Raw genomic sequence first — 22,378 nt, forward strand, 5'->3', positions numbered from 1 at the left:
ACGTCGCCATCCAGCAGCTCGACAAGGTCACCCAGCAGAACACCTCCGCCGCCGAAGAGATGTCGGCCACCGCCGAGGAACTCTCCAGCCAGGCCGAGCAGTTGCAGGCCGCCATCGCCTACTTCCGCGTCGACGAGCAAGCGCAGCGGGCGGCGTTGCTGCCGAGCAGCACCAGGTCGGCCGCGGCAGCAACCGCACCGAAATCCCAGGCGGCACGTGCATCACGGCCCCGGCGCGAGATCGTTGCTCGGCACGAGAAGGCCAGCGATGGCTTCGCTCTCGACATGAGTGAGACCGACGATGCCCTGGACGTCGAGTTCGAGCGTAACGAAAACGCTTGATGGCACTGGCCGAGTGTTAGCCCTTCCGTCCGGCTCGGGGTTTCCGAGCCGGGCGATTTCGACTCCATGGAAAGAGTTTGTTCCTAATATTTCGCCTCTCCTGGCATTTATCGGCACTCTTTTGCTCATTTGGTATCCGGTTTACGTGTCTTTATCCGAATGGCGCTGATAAGTGGCGATAAGTAACAAGAAGACCTATAGCCTCGTTTACCGTTGCCGATAGCAGGGTGTCGAGAAAAGGGTGAAGGCAGTGCCCATGGGAGTGACCGCGCTGAATGCCTGGGGTGTTGTCACCTTGGGCATGAGCGGAAAGCGACGTGACAGCACCGCCGAAACCCTGGAAGGAATCTATAGTGATGAAGAAGTGAAAAAAAATGCTTGACAAAATGGTTTTTACCCCCCCCCCCCCCCCCCCCCCCCCCCCCCCCCCCCCCCCCCCCCCCCCCCCCCCCCCCCCCCCCCCCCCCCCCCCCCCCCCCCCCCCCCCCCCCCCCNGGTTCTCAACGTCAGGGGGGTGGATAATGAGATTGTCAGTCAAGGCCAAGTTGAGCCTCTCTTTTGGTTTGCTGCTGGTACTGATGAGCGTCCTTGGTTTCGTGGCCATTCAGCAGCTCGACAAGGTCACCCAGCAGAACACCTCCGCCGCCGAGGAGATGTCGGTCACCGCCGAGGAACTCTCCAGCCAGGCCGAGCAGTTGCAGGCTGCCATCGCCTACTTCCGCGTCGACGACCAGGCGGCACTAACCTTGAGCGGCGCCAAGCGGGCGCCGAGTGTCTCGAAGGCGCTGGCGACGGTGAAGACGCCACGGCCCAAGCACGAGAAGACTAGTAGCGGTTTCACTCTCGACATGCGCGATGCCGACGACGCCCTGGATGTCGAATTCGAGCGTAGCGAAAGCGCTTGAAGGCACTGCTGACTGCTTTTTTGATTTGCCACCGATGACGTTAAGGAAAGGGAAATGTTTCGAAGTTTGAAACTGAGAACACGCTTGGGGTTGGGGTTCGGTGCTCTCGTATTGGCACTGGTTGGCATCACGATATTCAGCATCTGGCAAATGCGGGAATACAGTCACCAGGTCAGTCGAATAGGCGCTATCTATGCACCGGCCCAAGGGTTGTTGTTGAATGCCGATCGCGATGCGCATCAAGCCCTCGTGGCCGAACGAAGCCTATTGTCCTTGACGCCGGGGTCCGATGGATTCGAGTCGCAGCTTGCGGCCCATGCAGAAAATATCGAACAAACTCGCGACCGAATGGAACGCTATGCGGTGATGGTGGATACCGCATCGTCGCATGCCTTGATGCAAACGTTTCGCTCGCTTTTCGAGACTTGGGAGCAAGACACCAGGAATTTTGTCGATACCTTGTCCAACGCTCGATGGCAATCGCAACGTCAAGTTCTTGCCCAAGACAGCCTGACCACGCTCGACGATAAGTTCAACGACATGCGTGGTGTCATCGATGTGCTTGGCGAGGATCTGAGCGAGCTGATCGAGGCGGAAATGCAAGAGGCTCAGTTCAATTATGAATACGCCTTTTGGCTGCTGGTCTGCGTGGGTTCTGGCGTTGTACTCCTTGCCGTTTGTCTGGGCTTTCTTATCACGCGCGGCATCATGAAGGAATTGGGCGGTGAGCCTGTCTATGCTCGCGACATCATCGGCAAGATCGCGGCGGGCAACCTCAACGTGGAGGTGACGACCCGCAAGGGCGATAGCGACAGTCTGTTGGCCGCGGCGCGCGACATGGCGGTCAAGCTGCGCGAGGTGGTCGGCGAGGTGACCGGCGCGGTGCGCAACGTCGCCTCCGGCAGCCAGGAGATGGCTGCGGCCTCCGAACAGCTCAGCCAGGGCGCCACCGAACAGGCCGCCTCCGCCGAGGAGGCCTCGTCCTCGATGGAGCAGATGACCGCCAACATCAAGCAGAACGCCGACAACGCCACCCAGACCGAAAGCATCGCCCGCGACACGGCCAGCGACGCCGAGACCTCGGGCCGCGCCGTGGCCGAGGCGGTGGGCGCCATGGAGACCATCGCCGAGAAGATCCTGATTGTCCAGGAGATCGCCCGCCAGACCGACCTGCTGGCGCTCAACGCCGCGGTGGAAGCGGCACGCGCCGGCGAGCACGGGCGTGGCTTCGCGGTGGTCGCCGCCGAGGTGCGCAAGCTGGCCGAGCGCAGCCAGGCGGCGTCTCTGGAGATCTCCGGGCTGTCCGGCGATACCGTCAAGGCCGCGCGCAGCGCCGGGGACATGCTGACCAAGCTGGTGCCGGACATCCAGAAAAGCGCCGAACTGATCGCCGAGATCTCGGCGGCCAGCCGCGAGCAGGATGCCGGGGCCAGCCAGGTCAACACCGCCATCCTGCAGCTCGACAAGGTCACCCAGCAGAACACCTCCGCCGCCGAAGAGGTGTCGGCCACCGCCGAGGAACTGTCCCGTCAGGCCGAGCAGTTGCAGGCCGCCATCGCCTACTTCCGCGTCGACGAGCAAGCGCGGCCGGCGGCGTTGCCTGCAAGTGGCGTCAGGCCGGTCGCGAAACCCGCCGCCTCGAATGCGCTGGCGACCACGGCCAGGGCGCCGCGTGCTCGGCAGGAAAAGGCCAGTGGCGGCTTCGTCCTCGATATGAGCGAAACTGACGATGCCCTGGACGTCGAGTTCGAGCGTAGCGAAAGCGCTTGAAGGCTCTGGCCCATCAATCAGTCTTTTCCGTCCGGGCACGAGGCTTCCCTGGCCCAGGCGGTTTTTTCCTCTTTCGGTACTGCCGAGGCCTCAGGCCGAGAAGCCGTTATCCAGTTCGCGTAACTGATATCCGAATTGCGATGACTAGTGTCTAGGCGGACTTCGGTCTTGTTCAGCGTGGCCGATAGAAGGGTATCGGGGGAATGGCTTGATGATGTTGGTTTCATGCCCAGGAATCCATTAAAGAACTGACCAAGGAACAATGAACATGAGATTCCTGCGTATTTCGACGCGACTCAATTTGCTGGCCGTGGCGATGATTCTGGGTATGGGCGGTCTGGGGATATTCAGCCTGTTCCAGGAACAAGGTCATCTGGTCGACGAACGCCAGGCGGCATTGGCTTCATTGGTCCAAAGCGCCGTGGGCATCCTCGAGCACTATCACGAACTGGAACGCAGCGGCACGCTCAGCCGCGAGGAAGCGCAAAAATTAGCTCTCGATGCCATCAAGGGCATGCGCTATGGCGGGGGGAACTATTTCTGGGTCAACGACATGACACCGGCCATGATCATGCACCCAACGGTACCTGATCTGGAAGGCCAGGACCTGTCCGGTTTCGAGGATCCAAATGGCAAGCGGCTTTTCATTGAAATGATCAAGACGGTCGAAGCGCAAGGCCAAGGGGTCGTCGAGTATTTCTGGCCGAAACCGGGCTTCGATGAACCGGTGCCGAAATCTTCCAATGTCGCCGGTTTCGAGCCATGGGGATGGATCGTGGGTACGGGCCTCTACATCGACGATCTCGATGTCCTGTTCTGGAGCAATGCTCAGCGGCTGGCCATCATCTTCGCGTTTGGCGGGCTCATTCTCTTCGCCTTCATCTTCACCATTGCGCGCCGCATCAAGCATGGCCTGGCCAGTGCGTTGGGGTTGGCCAATGCGGTCGCCGCCGGCAACCTCGATGCCACGGCAACGGTGAAATCCAACGACGAGATCAAGGAACTGATCGATGCGCTCAATCGCATGGCCACCAAGCTGAAAGAGGTGGTGGGCGAAGTGACCTTGGCTACCCGCAGTGTCGCTTCCGGCAGCCAGGAGATGACGGTGGCTTCCGCACAGCTCAGCCAGGGCGCCACCGAACAGGCCGCCTCCGCCGAGGAAGCCTCGTCGTCGATGGAGCAGATGACCGCCAACATCAAGCAGAACGCCGACAACGCCACCCAGACCGAGAGCATTGCCCGTGACGCGGCCAACGACGCCGAGACCTCGGGCCGCGCCGTGACCGAAGCAGTGGGCGCGATGGAGACCATCGCCGAGAAGATCCTGATCGTCCAGGACATTGCCCGCCAGACCGACCTGCTGGCGCTCAACGCCGCGGTGGAGGCGGCACGGGCCGGCGAGCACGGGCGCGGCTTCGCGGTGGTCGCCTCGGAAGTGAGGAAGCTCGCCGAGCGTAGCCAGGCGGCGGCGCAGGAGATCTCCGGGCTGTCCGGCAATACCGTCAAGGCCGCCCAGGAGGCTGGCGAGATGCTCGCTAGGGTGGTGCCGGATATCCAGAGGAGCGCCGAGTTGATCGCCGAGATCTCGGCGGCCAGCAACGAACAGAATACCGGCGCCGCACAGATCAACGTGGCCATCCAGCAGCTCGACAAGGTGACTCGACAGAACACCTCCGCCGCCAAGGGGATGTCGGCCACCGCCGAAGCGCTTTCCAGCCAGGCCGAACGGCTGCAGGCCGCGATCGGCTTTTTCCAGGCTGGGCGACGCAAGTCCATAACGAGAACGGATGCCGAGCGCGTGCCGCGAGCGCTCGGAGGGGCACACCGGCCGCTGCTTTTGAAGCAAGGCCGGCAATCAGCGGTATGAACCGATTCATTCAGGTGAACCGAACGAATCACAACGTATCAGGAGTCATGCTCATGAAAAACATGCTTATCGCCCTGTCCATCGCTCTAATGGCCATCGTTCAACCCGCTTTCGCCGCGGAGCGAGCTTCGCCGGAGGAAGCCAAGGCCATGGCACTGAAAGCCGCGGCCTATGTTCAGGACCACGGCCGCGAGGCGGCGGTGGAGGCCTTCATGTCCCCGGACGGCGAGTGGCTCGACCGCGACCTCTATGTGTTCATGTACGACGCTGATGGAATCACGCTGGCGCTGGCCCCGGCGCCGGATCTCGTCGGCACGAATCGTTTGGATCTCCAGGGCTACGGCGGTACGTACATAATCAAGGAAATGCTGGCCGTGGAATCCGAGGGCTGGGTCAGCTACCTGTACGACAACCCAGTAACCCAGCAGGTCGAAGCCAAGACGAGCTACATCATCCGCATGGACGGCGGCGGCTTCGTCGGCGTTGGCGCCTACAAGGAGTAGCGGTCGTTCGAGCGCTGCAGGAATCCCCCGCCCGAGGGCGGGGGAGAGGTTTGACCTACTCTGCCGATGATGGAGCCCCTTATGGCCATACGTATGCGTCTTCTGCTGATGGCTGCAATCCCGTTCCTGGGACTGCTGTTCTTCGCAGTATCGGACATGATCGAAAAGCGACATCTGCTGAACGAAGCGGAAACCGCCGGCTTGCTTAGCGAGTTTTCCGGCAAGGTGGGCACTCTCGTTCATCACCTCCAGCGCGAGCGCGGCGCTTCCGCGGTCTATCTGGCCAGCCAGGGGCAGGAGGGCGGCGATGCGCTCGCCAGCCAGCGCCGGCTGACCGACGAGGCGCGCACGGCGTTTGATGAGTTCATGGCGGGGCTCGACGTCGATTCCTCCGGTGGCGACTTTCGTGCCCGGCTCGATGAAGCTTTGACCGCACTCGACCAGCTCGATGCCCATCGCAATACAGTGCGAACCGTGGGGACATCGGTGGCCGACAGCAATGCCTGGTTCACCGCCACCAATGCCGATTTGCTGAACGCGGTGGCGCTCATTTCCGTGCTGTCGAGCGATAACGAACTGGCCAGAAATGCCATGGCCTACGTCGATTATCTGCAGGGCAAGGAACTGGCGGGCCAGGAGCGGGCGGCGGGGGTTGCGGGTATCTCGGCGGGTCGCTTCCCGTATCGGGTCTACATGCGCTACCTGCGCATCGCCGGCGACCAGGAAACCTTCTTCGACCTGTTCGAGGACATCGCCACTCCCGAAATGAAGGCGTTCCACGCGCAGACGGTCGCGGGCCTGCCGGTCGAGGAGGTCGAGCGCATGCGTGAGATCTCCATCAAGGGAGGGCTGGTGGGCTCGCTCCAAGACCTGACCGGGCCCTACTGGTACGAGATGGCGACGGCGCGCATCGACTTGATGAAGAAAGTCGAGGACTTCATCGCCGGGAAGCTCGTGGCGCGCGCAGAGACGATGCATGCGGATGCGCAGACCGGCTTTCTCGTCAATGTCTCGGTGGTGATCGTCGGGTTCCTCGTCATGCTCGGTGCAGTGTTCTTCATCACTCGCGGCATTCTCAAACAGCTCGGTGGCGAGCCGGCCTATGCCCTCAAGATCATGCGCGCGGTGGCCGACGGCGACCTCGGTATCACCATCGATGTGAAAGAACGCGACGAGTCGAGCCTGCTGGCCGGTCTCAAGGACATGGTGATTCGTCTGCGGCACATGATGAAGGACGTCAACTCGGCTTCCGCCGCCGTTTCCACGGGAGCCGGGAACATTTCCTCGAGTTCCGAGCAGTTGAGCCAGGGGGCCGCTGAACAGGCATCGTCCTCGCAGGCGGCGAGTTCCGCTGTCGAGCAGATGACGGGCAGTACCTCTCAGATGGCGGAAAACATGGCGCGTACCGAGCAAATCGCCCGCCAGTCGGCCGGCAATGCCCGGAAGAGCGGCGAGGCCGTGGCCAAGGCCGTTGGGGCCATGCAGACGATCGCCGAGAAGATCCTCATCGTCCAGGAGATCGCTCGTCAGACCGACCTGCTGGCGCTCAACGCGGCGGTGGAAGCCGCCCGTGCCGGCGAGCACGGCCGTGGCTTTGCGGTAGTCGCCGCCGAGGTGCGCAAGCTGGCCGAGCGCAGCCAGTCCGCCGCTCAGGAAATCTCCGGGCTGTCTTCCGACACGATGGATGCGGCGCAGCAGGCGGGCGGGATGCTCGACGAGCTAGTGCCGGACATCGAACGGACCGCGCAACTGGTCGTCGAGTCGACCGCTGCCACCAACGAGCAGAATGCCAGCGTACAGCAGATCAACGCGACCGTATTGCAGCTCGATGGCGTGACGCAACAGGTCGCCAATACGTCCGAGCTGCTGTCCTCGACGGCCGAGGAGTTGATGGATCACTCCGGGAAACTCCAAGAGGCGATTTCCTATTTCCGCCTGGAACGCGATATCGCCAAGACGCAAGAGCGGCCAAGTTCAGTGGCGGCCGGAGTCGTGGAGAACAAGGCGATATTGGTGAGTGCGAGCGGATAGCGGAGAAAAGCTGCAATCGAACGCAAACGCACAGTGTGAATACAAGGAGATCCGTCATGGCGGAAGCCACACAATACGTGACTCTCGGTATCGCGAGCGAATTGCTCGCGGTACCGGTCGAGCGGGTTCGGGAAATTCTGGAAAGCCAGCCTCTCTCGCGTCTGCCGCATGCACCGCCCTGGTTCCTGGGCATGATCGACGTGCGGGGGCAGGGGGTGCCGGTGGTCGATCTACGGGTGAAGCTCGGCTTCGATGCCGGAGCGGATACCGAGAACACGCGGATCATCGTGCTCGAGGCGCGCATGGAAGGCCATGAGCTGACCCTGGGGCTGAAGACCGATCGCGTCTTCGAAGTCACCCCGCTGGACGACGCCGATCTCGAGCCGCCGCCGCGCGTCGGCGCCGGTTGGCGACCCGAGTTCATCGTCGGCATCGGCCGCCGTAACGAGGCTTTCGTCACCGTTCTCGATCTCGATCATTTGTTTGCCAGCACGGAGGTGGCGTTGATCGCTCCGGCGTTGGATCAGGCCGATATTGCTCCTCCCCAGCGCGGAGAGGGCTAGCGAGATGCCGTCGCCGTCTGGCGAGAATCCATGGTCGATACCGGAGAACGACCGCCTGAGCGAGCGGGATTTCGGGCGTATCGCGGAACTGATCGGCGAGCATGCCGGTATCAAACTGCCGCCAACCAAGCGGCTGATGGTCGAAGGGCGGCTACGCAAGCGGGTTCGTGGCCTTGGCCATCAGAGTCTGGCGGACTACTGCCGTTTTCTGTTCGACGGCCATGGCCTGACCAGTGAACTGGTTCATGTGATCGATGCGGTCACGACCAACAAGACCGACTTCTTCCGTGAGCCCACGCATTTCGTGGCACTCGAGGAAAAAATCGTGCCCGCATTGCTCGAGCGGCATGCCAGCCCCGAGCCGCGGATCAAGCTGTGGAGCGCGGCATGCTCCAACGGCGCCGAGGTGTACACCATCGCCATGGTGATGGCGGAGATCGCGGCTCGCCATCGTCATCTGCGTTTCTCGGTGCTGGGCACCGATATCAGTACCGAAATGCTCGAATATGCGGCGCAAGCTATCTACCCGGTGGCCATGGTCGAGCCGGTGCCGACGGCATTGCGCAACCGCTACCTGATGCAAGGACGCGCACCGTCGCGGCGCAGCGAGGTACGTATCGTTCCGGAACTGCGCAATACGGCGTGCTTCGCACGGCTCAACCTGATGGATACCCGCTACACCATCGACCGTGACGTGGATGTGATCTTCTTGCGCAACGTGCTGATCTATTTCGAAAAGGCAACCCAGGAGGCGGTGGTGTCGCGCCTGGTCGGGCATCTGCGACCCGGCGGATTCCTGATCCTGGGCCATTCGGAATCGATGATCGGCAGCAACCTGAACCTGCGCCAGGTGGCGCCGGCGGTATTCCAGAAATCTTGAAACATGGAGAACGGCGTGACTGGCAATTCCCTTGACCGCACGACTCCAGCGGAGAAGATCCGGGTCTTGATCGTCGATGACTCGGCTTCAGTGCGACAGACTCTTGCCGAGATCATTTCGAGTGCTCCAGATCTCGAGGTAATGGCGACGGCATCCGACCCCTACGTGGCGGCCGAACGTATCCGGCGCGAGATCCCGGATGTCATCTTCCTGGATATCGAGATGCCGCGCATGGACGGCCTGACCTTCCTGCGCAAGATCATGTCCCAGCGTCCGATCCCGGTGGTGATCTGCTCGACCCTCACCGAAGAAGGCTCGACCACCTTCATGCAGGCGTTGGAAGCCGGGGCGGTGGATGTCGTCACCAAGCCTCGCATCGATACCCACCGTGCTCTCAACGATGCCCGCATGCGCATTTGCGATGTGGCACGGGCGGCGGCACATGCGCGGTTCTCGCGCACTCGTCGAGCGTTCCCCACGAAGGTGGAGTCCAAACTGTCCACCGATGTCATCATTCCTCCACGCCCGTTACGGCGCGGGGGAAGTGCACTTTCCGACAGAGTCGTCTGCATTGGCTCGTCGACCGGGGGAACCGAGGCGTTGCGCGTCATCCTTACCGCAATGCCCGCCGATTGCCCCGCCATCGCCATCGTCCAGCACATGCCGGAAAACTTCACCGCCGCTTTCGCCCGGCGGCTCGACGGTTTGTGCGCCATCACTGTCAAGGAAGCCGAGGAGGGCGACATGCTGCAGCCTGGTAAGGCACTGATCGCACCGGGCGACAGGCACATGCTGCTGGAGCGGGTCGGGCGGCATTACCGCGTGACGCTCAGGGACGGTCCTCCAGTCTCGCGCCATCGGCCCTCCGTCAACGTGCTGTTTCGCTCCGCCGCACAGAATGCCGGTGCCAATGCACAAGGCATCCTGTTGACTGGCATGGGCGATGACGGCGCTAGTGGCATAGGCGAAATGAAAACCGCCGGAGCTCGCACCCTGGCTCAGGACGAGGCGAGTTGCGTGGTGTTCGGTATGCCCGGCGAGGCGATCCGCCTCGGCGGTGTGGACAAGGTGGTCGCCCTGGAGCGGATCGCCGGTGAAATTCTCGGCAACACGGAGACCCGTGCCTCATGACGACTTCAAGTCCCAACACCGCGCGCGAACGGATTGACGGCGAATTAGGCGCCGAACTGGCACCGATCATCGAGTGGTTGGCCGCTCCACGTGCCGATATCGAACGCGTTTTCCTGGAGATGGGCGATAGCCTGGTCGGTTGCGCGCAACTGTTGAACGATATTTCGGCGGCCCATGAGGGAATGCCGGCGGAACTGAGCGGGGAAGCCTTCTCACGGGCATCGCGGCGCTTGGAAGCGATTCGTGACCAGGTCATGGCGATGGGAACTTCCCATTCCGGCGAGCAGCAGAATATCGCCCGGTTGTTCGCCATGGCGGCGAGCGTCGCATCCCCGTTGCATGACCTGCGCCGGACGGCTGCGACCATCGAGATCATCACCACCAACGCGCGTATCGTGGCCGCCGACCTCGGTGGCCAGGAGGGAGAGTTCGCGGTGTTCACCACCGACATGGGAGAACTCGGGCGGCGAGTGGAGCGAGTGGTGGGTGAGTTTTCCCAGGCCTATGAGCGGTTGATCGAAAGCCTGGGTGTCGCGGAACGTGCCAATGCCGCCTTCACGGCTCGACACGGAGACACGCTGGTGCGTATTGCCGCGCGGATAGACGAACATCTGCGGAGCGTGACGGGGCACCGGGAGCGCGGGGCGCTCAAGGCCGCCGAGCACTCGCGCCTGACCGGTCAGATCGGAGCGCGGGTGGGCATGGCGGTTTCCGCCTTGCAGACCGGCGACATTACCCGTCAGCGTGTCGAGCATATCGAACAGGCGTTGGATGTCCTGGCGGAGCATGTGGCGACGGCGAGCGGCGAAGACGATGAGCCCTTGGCGTGCGAGGACACTATCGCCGCGGTGTGCCGCTTGCAGGCGGTGCAACTGGATGAAACGACGCAAGACTTCGACCAGAGAGTCGCTGAATTGGCGGAGACGTTGCGCAAACTGGCCGAGGACGCGGCGGTGGCGTTGCGCGACAACGACCAGGAGTCCGAGGCACTGCTGGCGAACAGTGGTACCGCCTTGGCGGCGATGACAAGTGACTTGCGTGGTATCGGCAGCCTTTTCGAGGATTTCGAACAGACCCGTGCCGGGCTGGAGAAAGTCGCTGGCGAGTCCGCGCACGCCATGACCGAAATGGTCGAGCGGCTGGATGCGATACGCGATATCGAGCAGCGCATACGCCTGCTTAGCCTCAATACCGCCATTCGTTGCAGTCAACTGGGAGAGCGCGGACGCGCGCTCAGGGTCGTGGCCGGCTTCCTGGGCGACCTCGCCCGACAGACGGTAGCTGCCTCGGACGCCATTCTGGCAGGCCTGGAGGAAGCCGACGAACTGGCCCGGCATCTGGTGCGGGAGTCCTCGGCCGATGCCAGTGGCAAGATGGCTGGGCTCGAAGAGGAAGTCGATGCCGTGCAGCTCGAGCTCGACGGGGTGGTCGAGCGATTGAGCGAACGCGCCGAGACGGTGGCCAGCGCCGGACCCCGGGCGGTGCGTCTGCTCGAGGAGGCGGCTGCGAATGTATTGGGCCGTCAAGGCTTCAGCGATGACTGGCGGCGTGCGCTGACGGAACTCGAATCGTTCGCTCACCCTGGCGACGAGCTATACGAACTGACCGATGTCGATGCCGACCTGATCGCTCGCCTGCGCGCGCACTACACGATGGATAGCGAGCGACGTGTGCACGACAGGCTGTTCGGCTCACCTTCCGCAAGTGAGCCTGAACTGGAAGAGACGAAGCCGGAAACGGAGCCGGTCACCGATCTCGACGACATTTTCTTCTGAGACGCAATAATCTTCTGACTAGCCAAGGCTGAATCGATATAGTTGAATGGGACAACAAAAAACCAGAAAAATATGAAAGCGCTACCATAACAAGAACATCGTCAGCAGAAAGGGGGATACGTCATGAGCGGGTTTCCGCCTTTGATTAGCCCGCCCGTGCAGTCGGGCAAGGGCTTCGATGACTTCCAGGCCCAATGTGGAGCCTTGTTCGAACCGTACCGAATGTGTCCGGAACGTCGCCATACCGACTTCCATTGGGGCTCCAACATCAGGGCCGGTCATGGACTTTCCCTGGTACGCATGCAGTACAATTTCGACTGGTCGCTGACCCAGGACGGCGAGAGGCGCGGGTTCTGTGTGTTCATCCCGCGTGTCGGGGGTTACGAAGCGACACTCGACAAGCGGCAGGTCGAAGTGACGCCTGGCAAGATACTGCTTGTGCCGACCCGGCAGGTGCGCTGTATCAAACTTTACAGCAACTCCATGCGCCCCGGTATTGCCCTGGACTTCGACGAAGGCGTGGTTGCCAAGGTGCTCTCGAGCCTGTCCGATGATGATAAAGTCACGGATTGTCGCGATATCTTGCCGGTGCTCGAACGGTCGAGTCACGTCGGGACGGCGCTGAGCGGGATCGCCCAGCTCCTCGAGACCGGAACGTTCGTCGATGAGGGGCTGCGGAATTCACCCAAGGCGGCGGCGCTGATGATCGAGGCTGCCTTGACCCTGATCTTCGAGAACGTTCCCCACCATGGCAGTAACCGTGTACAGCGCCGGGCGCCATTGTTGGCGCCTCGCCATGTACATGATGCTGTCGACTTCATGCGAGCCCACCTGCACCAGCCGCTGACCATGTCTGACATCGCGACGGCGGCTGGGGTCAGTGTTCGCTCGCTGCAAGTCGCCTTTCGCCACTTCTACGACACCACGCCGATGGCCTATTTGCGCCAGCTTCGTCTCGAGGAAGTCCACGCGGAACTCTCGTCAGCGGAGAACCGTCTGCCGGTGAACGAGGTGGCCTTGAAGTGGGGATTTCTGCACATGGGCCGCTTTGCCGCTCAATATCGCGCCGCTTACGGCGTTTACCCTTCCGAGACTATGGCCAGGGCGCAACGCATGCTTCACTGAGAAGGCCGTCAGCTCTTGCCCTTCCCACGTCGCGCGGGTTTCTTCTTGCGTGGTATGGGCTTGGGCTTTTCCGGCGGTACCCGATAGTGGAGATAGAGATCCAGCACCAGTTCGGGAAGCTGCCGCACAAGGCTCTCCAGGCGCTCCGGGTCGTTGGCCAGGTCGGCCATGTCGGGCTCGTCGTCGAACAGCCCCGACAATGTCATGAACGGCAGTAACAGGGTGGCGGAGGCCTCTTCGTCGCCTTCGAACCAGGCAGGCTCGTCGAGGAACACCCCTTCCATGAAGCCGGCGCACCAGTCACCGATTGGCGTTTCGGCGGGGGCGAGGCCTCCCAGTTCCAGGTCGAATGGCAACTCCGGCAGCAGGCCTTCGTCAAGGGCGGCGATGGCGTTGTCCTTGAGTGTCTCGAGCAGGCCCAATACTTCTTGGCGCTCGGCCTCGTCGGCGAAGTCGGGTTCGCCATGAAACAGTTCGGCGACCCATATCGTTGGATCGACTTCCCGGGGAGCTACCGCCAGGGCCACCAGGAAGCCATGAGAGCCGATCAGGTCGAGACCGTCGGCACTGACCCGGTCGGATTCGAGAAAATCGTCGAGCCGATCGAGGGCATCGTCGTCTAGCAAGGGCTGGGGAGGGGGTGGAGTGTCGGGCATTGCTGTTCTCATGATCGATGGGCGGCAATCAATATTAGGCATTGTTTGAAAAGTCGGCGAGCGATGGCCAGACAAGGCAAAAATCAGCGAAAAGACGGAGTTTACGGGGTGTAAATGAGGTCTTTGAGCTGATTTTTAACGCCGTATGGGCGAGCGCAGGCAGTTTTCGGACAATGCCTCGCGTTTCCACTGGACGCTGCTGACATGGCGGATCATTCTACCATCCCATGACGATTCCGGCGCTTTTCACACCCACGACGGCTGAACTCGAGGTTCTTGATGAGCCGGCCTTGCATGGTTGCCTGCACCGCCAGGTCGAAGCCGCCTGGCGGCTGTGTCGCGAGGTCCATCCGGACTTGCCCAGGCCTCGGGTGTGGCTCGATCTACGCGGCAAGAGTGCCGGTCAGGCCCACTTCGGGCGAGGCGGCTTGCGTTTCAACCCGGTGCTGTTGCATGAGAATCGCCATGCCTTTCTGGCCGAAGTCGTGCCTCATGAGATGGCGCATTGGCTGGTGCATCATCTCGAGGATGGCCCCCGAGCCCAACCTCACGGACGTGAATGGCAGACGGTGATGCGACGCCTGTTCGGGCTCGAGCCCAAGGTCACCCATCGGTTCGACGTGGGCCGTTCCAGTCTTGCTCCTTACTGCTATCGTTGTAGATGCGACGAGCATTTTTTCACCGCTCGGCGCCATGCGCTGGCCTGTCGAGGAAGGCGTTATCAGTGTCGACAATGTGCCCAGACTTTGGTCTATGTGGGGCGTTTCGAGCAATGAGTGCTCTCATAAGTCTTTGATATTAAATGGAAAAATGTTAATACCAATGTCTAAAAGGCGCCACGGTCGCCCCCGGTATATGCTGGGCATGCTTTCAGGGTCGGCTCATCAATCATAACGCTGGGTCGGCAATATGAACTTTCTCGGATCACTCTCCTGGACAGGAGCTTCTCCATGACCGAACAGCAGAACGTCTATCCGGTGCGCGAGGATTTTGCCGCCAATGCCTGGGTCGACAACGAAAAGTATCTGGCCATGTACCAGCAGTCGGTCGACGACCCCGAGGCTTTCTGGGCCGGACAGGCCAAGCGGCTTGACTGGATCAAGGCACCGACGCGGATCAAGAACACTTCCTTTGCCTCGAACAATGTCGACATTCGCTGGTTCGAGGATGGCGAACTCAATGCCAGTGTCAACTGCCTGGATCGTCATCTGGAACAGCGCGGCGATCAGACCGCGATCATTTGGGAAGGCGACGATCCCAGTGAATCCAAGACCCTGACGTATCGCGAGCTGCATGCGCGCACTTGTCAAATGGCCAATGCCCTCAAGGAATTGGGGGTCAAGAAGGGCGATACCGTCACCCTGTACATGCCGATGATTCCCGAGGCGGCCATGGCCATGCTGGCCTGCGCGCGCATCGGTGCGGTCCACTCGGTGGTGTTCGGGGGGTTCTCGCCCGATGCCTTGGCGCAGCGTATCGTCGACTCCCAGTCGAAGGTGGTGATCACCGCCGATGAGTCGGTGCGTGGTGGCAAGCGGGTGCCGCTCAAGGACAACGTCGATGCGGCCTTGACGCGCCAGGGAGCCGATGTCGCCGAGAAGGTGCTGGTCGTCAAGCGTACCGGTGGCGAGATCGACTGGAAGCAAGAGCGTGACGTCTGGTTCCACGAACTGGTCGACAAGCAGGCCACGGCCTGCGACGCCGAGGCGATGAACGCCGAGGATCCGTTGTTCATCCTCTATACGTCCGGTTCCACCGGCGCGCCAAAGGGTCTCAAGCACACCACCGGTGGCTATCTCCTGCACGCGGCCATGACCCATCAGTACGTCTTCGACTACAAGGACGGCGAGGTCTACTGGTGCACCGCCGACGTGGGTTGGGTCACCGGCCATAGCTATATCGTCTACGGACCATTGGCCAATGGCGCCATCACCCTGATGTTCGAAGGCGTGCCGAGCTATCCGACCAATGGTCGTATGGGCGAGGTCGTCGACAAACACAACGTGGCGATCCTCTACACCTCTCCGACCGCGGTGCGTGCCCTGATGGCGCACGGTGACCATGTCATGGAATCCAGCAAGCGCGACAGCCTGCGCCTGCTGGGGTCGGTGGGCGAGCCAATCAACCCCCAGGCTTGGGAATGGTTCTATCGCGTGATCGGCAACTCGAAGTGCCCGATCGTCGACACCTGGTGGCAGACCGAGACCGGTGGCATCATGATTTCGCCGCTGCCAGGTGCCATCGACCTCAAGCCGGGCTCGGCCACGCGTCCGTTCTTCGGCGTGCAGCCGGCCCTGGTCAGCAACGAGGGCGAGATTCTGGAAGGCGCCACCGAGGGCAACCTGGTGATTCTCGACTCATGGCCGGGCCAGGCACGCACGATCTGGAAGAACCACGAGCGCTTCGTGCAGACCTACTTCTCCACCTACGAGGGGATGTACTTCACCGGTGACGGGTGCCGTCGCGACGAGGATGGTTATTACTGGATCACCGGCCGTGTCGATGACGTGCTCAACGTCTCTGGCCACCGCATGGGAACCGCCGAGATCGAGTCTTCCCTGGTGGCACACCAGGCCGTGGCCGAGGCCGCCGTGGTCGGTTATCCCCACGACATCAAGGGCCAGGGCATCTATATCTACATCACCCTGGGGGACGACTACGAGCCCAGCGACGAGCTCAAGAAGGAACTCACCCAGTGGGTGCGCAAGGACATCGGGCCGATCGCCTCGCCGGATGTGATCCAGTGGGCGCCCAGCCTGCCCAAGACTCGTTCGGGCAAGATCATGCGTCGTATCCTGCGCAAGATCGCCGCCAACGAGTGCGAGGGGCTGGGGGATACCAGCACGCTTGCCGATCCCAGCGTGGTCGATGAGTTGATCGCCAATCGCGTCAACCGCTGAGTGAGGTATCGAACGGGGAGTACGTTCCATTTGACGCCTCGGTGCCCAAGCGGGCATCGAGGCACGGTGGAGCACGTTGGCGCCTTTCAGGCGCTTGGTATTCCTCGTCATTTCGCCGACCGTGATGGTCGGCTTTTTCATGCGTCACCCCAACGTTGTTGACAGTTGAGTCATGTGCTTGGGAATCTTCCACGCCATGGGGTAACATGCCGATTACCAACAACGAACCAGACCAGCGCCGAGGCAGCCGGCAAGCCTGATCGCTGCTAGAGGAACCGGAGGAGATCCAATGGCCTTTGCCCAGAAATTCATCGTTGCCGATGACCATCCGCTGTTCCGCGCCGCCTTGACGCAGGCGCTGCGTCAACTGGCGCCTCAGGCCGAGATCGTCGAGTCCGATACCATGGAAGCGACCACCGAGGTGGTGACGCGCCATCCCGATGCGGATTTGATCCTGCTCGACCTGCACATGCCGGGTGCGCACGGTTTCTCCGGCTTGATACAGTTGCGCGGCCAGACACCCGACGTTCCCGTGGCGGTGATCTCTGGCAGCGACGAACCGCACGTGGTGCGCCGTGCCATCGACTACGGTGCTTCCGGCTTCATTCCCAAATCATCATCGCTTTCGCTGATCGCAGAGGCGGTAGGCGAGATTCTCAATGGCGAAGTATGGCTGCCACCCGAGCTGGCCGAAGCCTTGGGTGAGGCCGACGAGGAGGAAACCCGCTTCGCTGAGGCGATCGCCTCGCTGACCCCGCAGCAGTTCCGTGTCCTCAACATGCTCACCGAAGGCCTGCTCAACAAGCAGATCGCCTTCGAGCTCAATGTTTCGGAAGCCACCATCAAGGCTCACGTCACCGCCATCCTGCGCAAGCTCGGCGTGCATTCCCGCACCCAGGCAGTGATCGCCGCCCAGAAGCTCGAGGTCGAACCGCCGAAGGTGGAAGAGTCCTAGCTTCGGGCTTCGGGCTTCGGGCTTCGGGCTTCGGGCTTCGGGCTTCGGGCTTCGGGCTTCGGGCTTCGGGCTTCGGGCTTCGGGCTTCGGGCTTCGGGCTTCGGGCTTCGGGCTTCGGGCAAAAAGCCCGTGACGTTGTCACGGGCTTTTTGCTCTCTATCATACTGCTCGCGGCTCGCGGCTCGCGGCTCGCGGCTCGCGGCTCGCGGCTCGCGGCTCGCGGCTCGCGCGAAGCGCGCTAGCTTTCCTGCCTCGCCGCTCGGTTTGCCTGCAAGGTACGCGTCAGCAGCGCGCGCAGCGCGGCGGGGCGTACCGGCTTGAGCAGTAGCTGATAGCCTCCGCGCTTGACTTCCTCGGCAACCTCGTCGGTGCGATCGGCGGTGATCACGATTCCCGGTACGACACCCTCGCAGCGCTCGGCCAAGGCGTCCAGGGCCATCAGCCCGGTGACTTCGTTATCCAGGTGGTAGTCGGCGAGGATGGCGTCCGGGTCGCTATCCAGATGGCGAAGGATCGACTTGGCGCCACCGATGGTGGTCGCCGTGAACACCTCGCAGCCCCAGCCGGAGAGCATCGCTTTCATGCCCTCGAGGATCAGTGACTCGTTGTCGATGCAGATGATGCGGGTGCCAGCCAGCTTGTTGCCGGCCCGCCGGCTTGGCAGGTCTTCGGTGCGACGAGCCTCGCCCGCCGCGACCATCGGCACGCTGACCTTGAATACCGTCCCCACGCCTTCCCAGGAGCGGACATGTATCGGATGATCGAGGACCCGGCTCATGCGGTCGGCGATCGACAGCCCAAGCCCCAGGCCCTTTTCGCTCTCCTTGTGGCGCGATGCCTGGTCGAGACGACGGAATTCCTGGAAGATCTCGGTCTGCTTGGATTCGGGAATGCCTGGGCCACTGTCCCAGACCTCGATGGATAGCCGCTGACCATGGCGTCGGCAACCCAGCAATACGCGGCCATGCTGGGTATAACGAATGGCATTGGATAGGAAGTTCTGCACGATACGCCGCAGCATCTGGGCGTCACTGTCGACCCAGCAGCGGGTCGTCACCACGACCAGGTCGAGGCCACGCTCCTCGGCCATCACCTCGAACTCGGCGCGCAACGGGCGGAAGATGTCGGCCAGGGCAAAACGACTGCGTCGTGGCGTCAGAGCGCCGGCGTCCAGCTTGGAGATATCGAGCAGGGTGCCGAGCAGTTCCTCCGCGGCCTGCAGCGAGTTGTCGATATGCCCGATGGTGCGCTTGAGATCGTCGGCATCCATCTCCTGTGACAGTGCCGAAGTGAATAGCCGCGCGGCGTTCAATGGCTGCAGCAGGTCATGGCTGGCAGCGGCCAGGAAGCGAGTCTTGGAGGCATTGGCGTCTTCCGCCACCTGCTTGGCCTGCCGCAGCGCCTGTTCGGCCTCGGCGCGCACTCGGTTTTCCTGGCGCAGCGCGGCGTTGGCCTCCGAAAGTGCCTGGGTACGTTCGCGCACGCGCTCTTCCAGATTCTCGTTGGTCTCCTTGAGGGCGATCTCGGCCAGACGCCGTTCAGTGATGTCCTGATAGAGGGCAAAGAAGCCGAGAATGGCACCGCTGTCGCCGAAGTGTGGGGTATAGGTGACCAGCATGTAGCGGGTACCGCCTTCGCCATCATCAAGCGAAGTCTCGAAGCTGACGCGCTCGCCTTCCAGGGCGCGCCGCATCCAGGGCATGCGCTCGCGGGCGATTTGCTCGGGTATCACGCTCTCCATCCGCTCACCGATCACTGCGTTGCGATCGATCCCGAATACCTGCTCATAGGCGCGGTTGGTGAAGAGGTAACGGCACTCCTTGTCGAAGTAGGCGATCAGCGCCGGCACGTTATCGGTATAGATGCGGATGTTGTTTTCCGAGCGGATCAGCGCTTCCTCGATGCGTTTCTGCTGGGTGATGTCCTGGTAGGTGTAGACGAAACCGCCGCCGGGCATGGGGTTGCCTTGCACCTCGAGTACGCTGCCGTCCTGGCGATAGCGCACATAGCGGTGCGGCTGGCCCTGGCGGATGTTGTCGAGCAGCAGCTCGACGTGCTCCTCGGGATCGCCGGGCCCGTACTCGCCGTTGTGGGCGTTGTAGCGGAAGATCTTGTCGACCGGCGCGCCGACGCGGATCAGGTGGTCGGGAAAGCGGAACAGCTCCAGGTAGCGCTGGTTCCACACCACCAGGCGCAGGTTCTGGTCGACCACGCTGATGCCTTGGTTGATGTTCTCGATGGTGGCTTGCAGCAGGGCACGATTGAATTCCAGCACCTGCGAGGCTTCGTCGACGATCGAGATCACATCGGAGATGCCGATGCCGCGACCTTGCAGGGCCGAGTTGACCACGATACGTGCCGAGGAGGCGCCGAGTACCGAGGCCAGGAAGCGTTCGGTGAACTGAATGACATCGATGGAGGCGCGCGCGGCATCTTCCAATGGCTTGCCCGTGCGTCGCGCGTAGTCGTCGAAGGCGCGATTCACTTGGGCAGAGCCCAGGAAGCGCTCGCACAGCACCTTCAGATCGCCGACGGTGGTGGCGCCGGTCCAAGGACGGTTGACCGAAGTTTGGCGGGTCTCGACGCTGTCGACGAACAGCGAGGCTTGGATGCGTTCGACCACTCGCTGCGGCGTCATCTGTGAGACGAAGATATAGCAGAACAGGTTGATGCCCAGCGACAGCATCACGCCGTGAGTGAAGCTGTCACCGATATTGAGCCCGAACAGTTGCGTGGGAGCCAGCCAGGCGATGCCCAGCGGGCCGCCGGTGAGCCAGGCGGCAGGCAGCACTCCGGCATTGATCAGAGTGGGCTGCAGCAGGGTATAGGCCCAGATGGCGAAGCCCGCGTTCATGCCGACGATGACCCCCATGCGGTTGCCTCGCTTCCAGTACAGGCCGCCGAGCAAGGCCGGCGCGAACTGCGCGGCGGCGGCGAACGAGAGCATGCCCGTCGAGGCCAGGGTGCTGTATTCCGCGATCAGCTGATAGAAGCCGTAAGCCAGGGCGAGGATCACCAAGATGGTGATGCGTCGGGCGCGCAATACCAGGCGCCCATAGTCGCGAGGCTTGGTGTCGAACCAGCGCAACCGGAACAGTGCCGGGATCACGATCTCGTTGGAAATCATGATCGACACCGCCACCGCGGCAACGATCACCATGCCGGTGGCCGCCGAAAAGCCGCCGATGAAGGTCAGCAGGGTCAGCAGCTCGTTGTTGGCGGCCATGGGGATGGCCAGCACATAGGTATCCGGTTCCACGCCCGTGTCAGCGAAGATGGTCAGCCCTGCGGCGGCGATCGGCAGCACGAAAAAGCCAAATGCCAACAGATACAAGGGGAACAGCCAGCGCGCCATGCTGGCATCGTCGCGGTGGGTGTTCTCGACCACGGCGACATGGAACTGGCGCGGCAGACATAAGATCGCCAGCATCGCCAGAAGGGTCTGGGCCCAGAAGCTATGACCGAAGTCCTGTTCGGCGAGCTGGCGCTGCAGTTCTAGCTGGGTATCGGCGCGCATGAGCAGATCGCCCAGTCCCTCGAACATGCCCCAGGTGACATAGGCGCCCAATACCAGGAAGGCCAGCAGCTTGACCAGGGATTCGAAGGCGATGGCGTGTACCAGGCCTTCGTGGTGCTCGGTGGCATCCGTGTGGCGGGTGCCGAACAGGATGGCGAACAGTGCCATTACCGCGGCGACGTAGAAGGCGGTGTCGGCGAATAGCGGCGTGCGGGTCAGGTCCGAGGTATCGGTGAGCACCGTGAAAGAGGCCGATACCGATTTCAATTGCAAGGCGATGTAAGGCAGGGTGCCGATCAATGCCACCAGGCTGGCGAAAGCTGCCAGAGATTGCGTCTTGCCGTAGCGCGAAGCGATGAAGTCGGCGATCGAGGTCACGTTCTGGTGCTTGGCCACGCGGATCATCTTGGCCAGCACCGGCCAGAACAACATGAAGGTGAGGACTGGGCCGACAAAGATGCTGGCGAACGACCAGCCCGAGGTTGCCGCTTCCCCCACGGCGCCATAGAAGGTCCAGGAAGTGCAGTAGATGGCCAGCGCCAGGCTATAGATCACCGGCCGCCGCTGGGTCGCGCCGTAGCGCTGAGCATGACGGTCACCACGCCAAGCGATAGCGAACAGCACGGCGATGTAAAGAAGCGAAACGGCGATCAGCAGCCAACCAGAGAACATGCAGTATCCCCCTGTGTATGCGGCCATTCTAGGGAATCGCTGAATAAATGTCTGCGCAGCCCAATCACTGCGTTACGCGGTGCTCGCAAGCCTCACATATACCCCATATGCTCCGGTTGCTGCGCTCCGGGCGCCTTGTGCTTGAACTGCTCGTCGGTTTATTCAGCGTTTCCCTGGGCAATGCTGGCCGGGAGGGCAGGGTCATGCGTCTGGACAAACCGCCTGGAACAGGGGATCGGAGGCGTCGACGCGCCGCAATTCCGAAAGTCGTGGCCGATGCTCTTCGCCCATGAGCGGCAGCATCTCACCGGCCGTGCAGTTCATCAGGTATGCCTGGTGCTGCACCACATCGACATACTCCTTTTCGAAGCGATAGAGGATGAACTCGACCACCTGTTCCTCGTTCGCCTGCGTGTTCACCATGCTATCCCGGTCGATGACGTTGAAGGCGGTGGTCAAGGGGAACAGGTAGGTCCAGGGGCGCCAGAACATTCGCTCTTCCTTGGTGGATACCACCGTGGCCGATTCCGGCAGTTGCTGCTGTTTGTAGTGAAACCATGAGTATTCGTGGTGTATCTGAAATGCCAGTATGCCCACGCCACCGCATACCGGAATGATCCAGCGTGGCAACCGCTTGCCACTCAGGGAACGCAATAGCAGCCCTACTCCCGCCGCCCCCAGGCCGGCAAACAGTGCTGCAATCAGATGCCAAATCATGTGTCGCCCTTTCTGAAAGCAATCGGGCCTCCCGTTGGGAAGCCCGATATGGTTCGATCCCGCGCCCCGG

The 22,378-nt window shown here is 62.0% G+C and carries 17 protein-coding genes and 1 pseudogene; 15 read left to right on the forward strand and 3 right to left on the reverse strand.

Going from position 1 to position 22,378, the window contains the following annotated elements; genetic code table 11:
• From IE093_RS20350 to IE093_RS20400, 12 genes and pseudogenes are all read left to right on the forward strand, one after another.
• Positions 1-341 (forward strand): annotated as a pseudogene (locus tag IE093_RS20350) (hypothetical protein); the annotation flags it as partial.
• Between the two features lie 256 nt (positions 342-597).
• Complete coding sequence (locus tag IE093_RS22720; protein WP_268247418.1) at positions 598-723, forward strand: hypothetical protein; 126 nt, start codon at positions 598-600, stop codon at positions 721-723.
• Between the two features lie 139 nt (positions 724-862).
• The gene (locus IE093_RS20355; protein WP_189472453.1) at positions 863-1,246 is read left to right on the forward strand and encodes a hypothetical protein; all 384 of its coding nucleotides are present in this window, start codon (positions 863-865) and stop codon (positions 1,244-1,246) included.
• A gap of 54 nt (positions 1,247-1,300) precedes the next feature.
• Positions 1,301-3,016, forward strand: coding sequence for a methyl-accepting chemotaxis protein (locus IE093_RS20360; protein WP_189472454.1), 1,716 nt, complete (start codon positions 1,301-1,303; stop codon positions 3,014-3,016).
• A 268-nt stretch (positions 3,017-3,284) separates the two neighbouring features.
• On the forward strand, positions 3,285-4,883 hold the full coding sequence (locus tag IE093_RS20365) for a methyl-accepting chemotaxis protein (RefSeq protein WP_189472455.1): 1,599 nt from the start codon (positions 3,285-3,287) through the stop codon (positions 4,881-4,883).
• A 53-nt stretch (positions 4,884-4,936) separates the two neighbouring features.
• Complete coding sequence (locus IE093_RS20370) at positions 4,937-5,386, forward strand: cache domain-containing protein (protein ID WP_189472457.1); 450 nt, start codon at positions 4,937-4,939, stop codon at positions 5,384-5,386.
• An 81-nt stretch (positions 5,387-5,467) separates the two neighbouring features.
• Positions 5,468-7,417 carry a methyl-accepting chemotaxis protein gene (locus tag IE093_RS22560; protein WP_229803815.1) on the forward strand — a complete coding sequence of 650 codons (1,950 nt, stop codon included), beginning with the start codon at positions 5,468-5,470 and terminating at the stop codon, positions 7,415-7,417.
• A gap of 56 nt (positions 7,418-7,473) precedes the next feature.
• The gene (locus tag IE093_RS20380; RefSeq protein ID WP_189472458.1) at positions 7,474-7,980 is read left to right on the forward strand and encodes a chemotaxis protein CheW; all 507 of its coding nucleotides are present in this window, start codon (positions 7,474-7,476) and stop codon (positions 7,978-7,980) included.
• A gap of 4 nt (positions 7,981-7,984) precedes the next feature.
• Complete coding sequence (locus tag IE093_RS20385; RefSeq protein WP_189472459.1) at positions 7,985-8,860, forward strand: CheR family methyltransferase; 876 nt, start codon at positions 7,985-7,987, stop codon at positions 8,858-8,860.
• A gap of 15 nt (positions 8,861-8,875) precedes the next feature.
• The gene (locus tag IE093_RS20390; protein WP_229803817.1) at positions 8,876-9,991 is read left to right on the forward strand and encodes a protein-glutamate methylesterase/protein-glutamine glutaminase; all 1,116 of its coding nucleotides are present in this window, start codon (positions 8,876-8,878) and stop codon (positions 9,989-9,991) included.
• Positions 9,988-11,766 carry a coiled-coil domain-containing protein gene (locus IE093_RS20395; protein WP_189472461.1) on the forward strand — a complete coding sequence of 593 codons (1,779 nt, stop codon included), beginning with the start codon at positions 9,988-9,990 and terminating at the stop codon, positions 11,764-11,766. The genes IE093_RS20390 and IE093_RS20395 overlap by 4 nt, the downstream gene beginning before the upstream one ends.
• 123 nt (positions 11,767-11,889) lie before the next feature.
• Positions 11,890-12,891 carry a helix-turn-helix transcriptional regulator gene (locus IE093_RS20400; RefSeq protein WP_189472462.1) on the forward strand — a complete coding sequence of 334 codons (1,002 nt, stop codon included), beginning with the start codon at positions 11,890-11,892 and terminating at the stop codon, positions 12,889-12,891.
• An 8-nt stretch (positions 12,892-12,899) separates the two neighbouring features.
• On the opposite strand, the gene IE093_RS20405 is transcribed toward IE093_RS20400, so the two are convergent.
• Positions 12,900-13,547 carry a YecA/YgfB family protein gene (locus IE093_RS20405; RefSeq protein ID WP_189472463.1) on the reverse strand — a complete coding sequence of 216 codons (648 nt, stop codon included), beginning with the start codon at positions 13,545-13,547 and terminating at the stop codon, positions 12,900-12,902.
• Between the two features lie 227 nt (positions 13,548-13,774).
• Here IE093_RS20405 and IE093_RS20410 point away from each other — a divergent pair, with 227 nt between their 5' ends.
• The 3 genes from IE093_RS20410 (at position 13,775) to IE093_RS20420 (ending at position 17,402) form a co-directional block, all read left to right on the forward strand.
• Positions 13,775-14,323, forward strand: coding sequence for a SprT family zinc-dependent metalloprotease (locus IE093_RS20410; protein WP_189472465.1), 549 nt, complete (start codon positions 13,775-13,777; stop codon positions 14,321-14,323).
• A 174-nt stretch (positions 14,324-14,497) separates the two neighbouring features.
• On the forward strand, positions 14,498-16,447 hold the full coding sequence (gene acs / locus IE093_RS20415; protein WP_189472467.1) for an acetate--CoA ligase: 1,950 nt from the start codon (positions 14,498-14,500) through the stop codon (positions 16,445-16,447).
• A gap of 289 nt (positions 16,448-16,736) precedes the next feature.
• The gene (locus IE093_RS20420) at positions 16,737-17,402 is read left to right on the forward strand and encodes a response regulator (RefSeq protein WP_189472469.1); all 666 of its coding nucleotides are present in this window, start codon (positions 16,737-16,739) and stop codon (positions 17,400-17,402) included.
• Positions 17,403-17,640: 238 nt separating this feature from the next.
• On the opposite strand, the gene IE093_RS20425 is transcribed toward IE093_RS20420, so the two are convergent.
• A complete protein-coding gene (locus IE093_RS20425; RefSeq protein WP_189472471.1) occupies positions 17,641-21,591 on the reverse strand; it encodes a hybrid sensor histidine kinase/response regulator in 3,951 nt (1,316 codons plus the stop codon).
• Positions 21,592-21,792: 201 nt separating this feature from the next.
• Positions 21,793-22,308, reverse strand: a complete 516-nt coding sequence (locus IE093_RS20430) for a hypothetical protein (protein ID WP_189472473.1) — start codon at positions 22,306-22,308, stop codon at positions 21,793-21,795.
• Positions 22,309-22,378: the final 70 nt, after the last annotated feature.

The organism is Litchfieldella qijiaojingensis, assembly GCF_014651875.1.
GTDB lineage: Bacteria > Pseudomonadota > Gammaproteobacteria > Pseudomonadales > Halomonadaceae > Litchfieldella > Litchfieldella qijiaojingensis.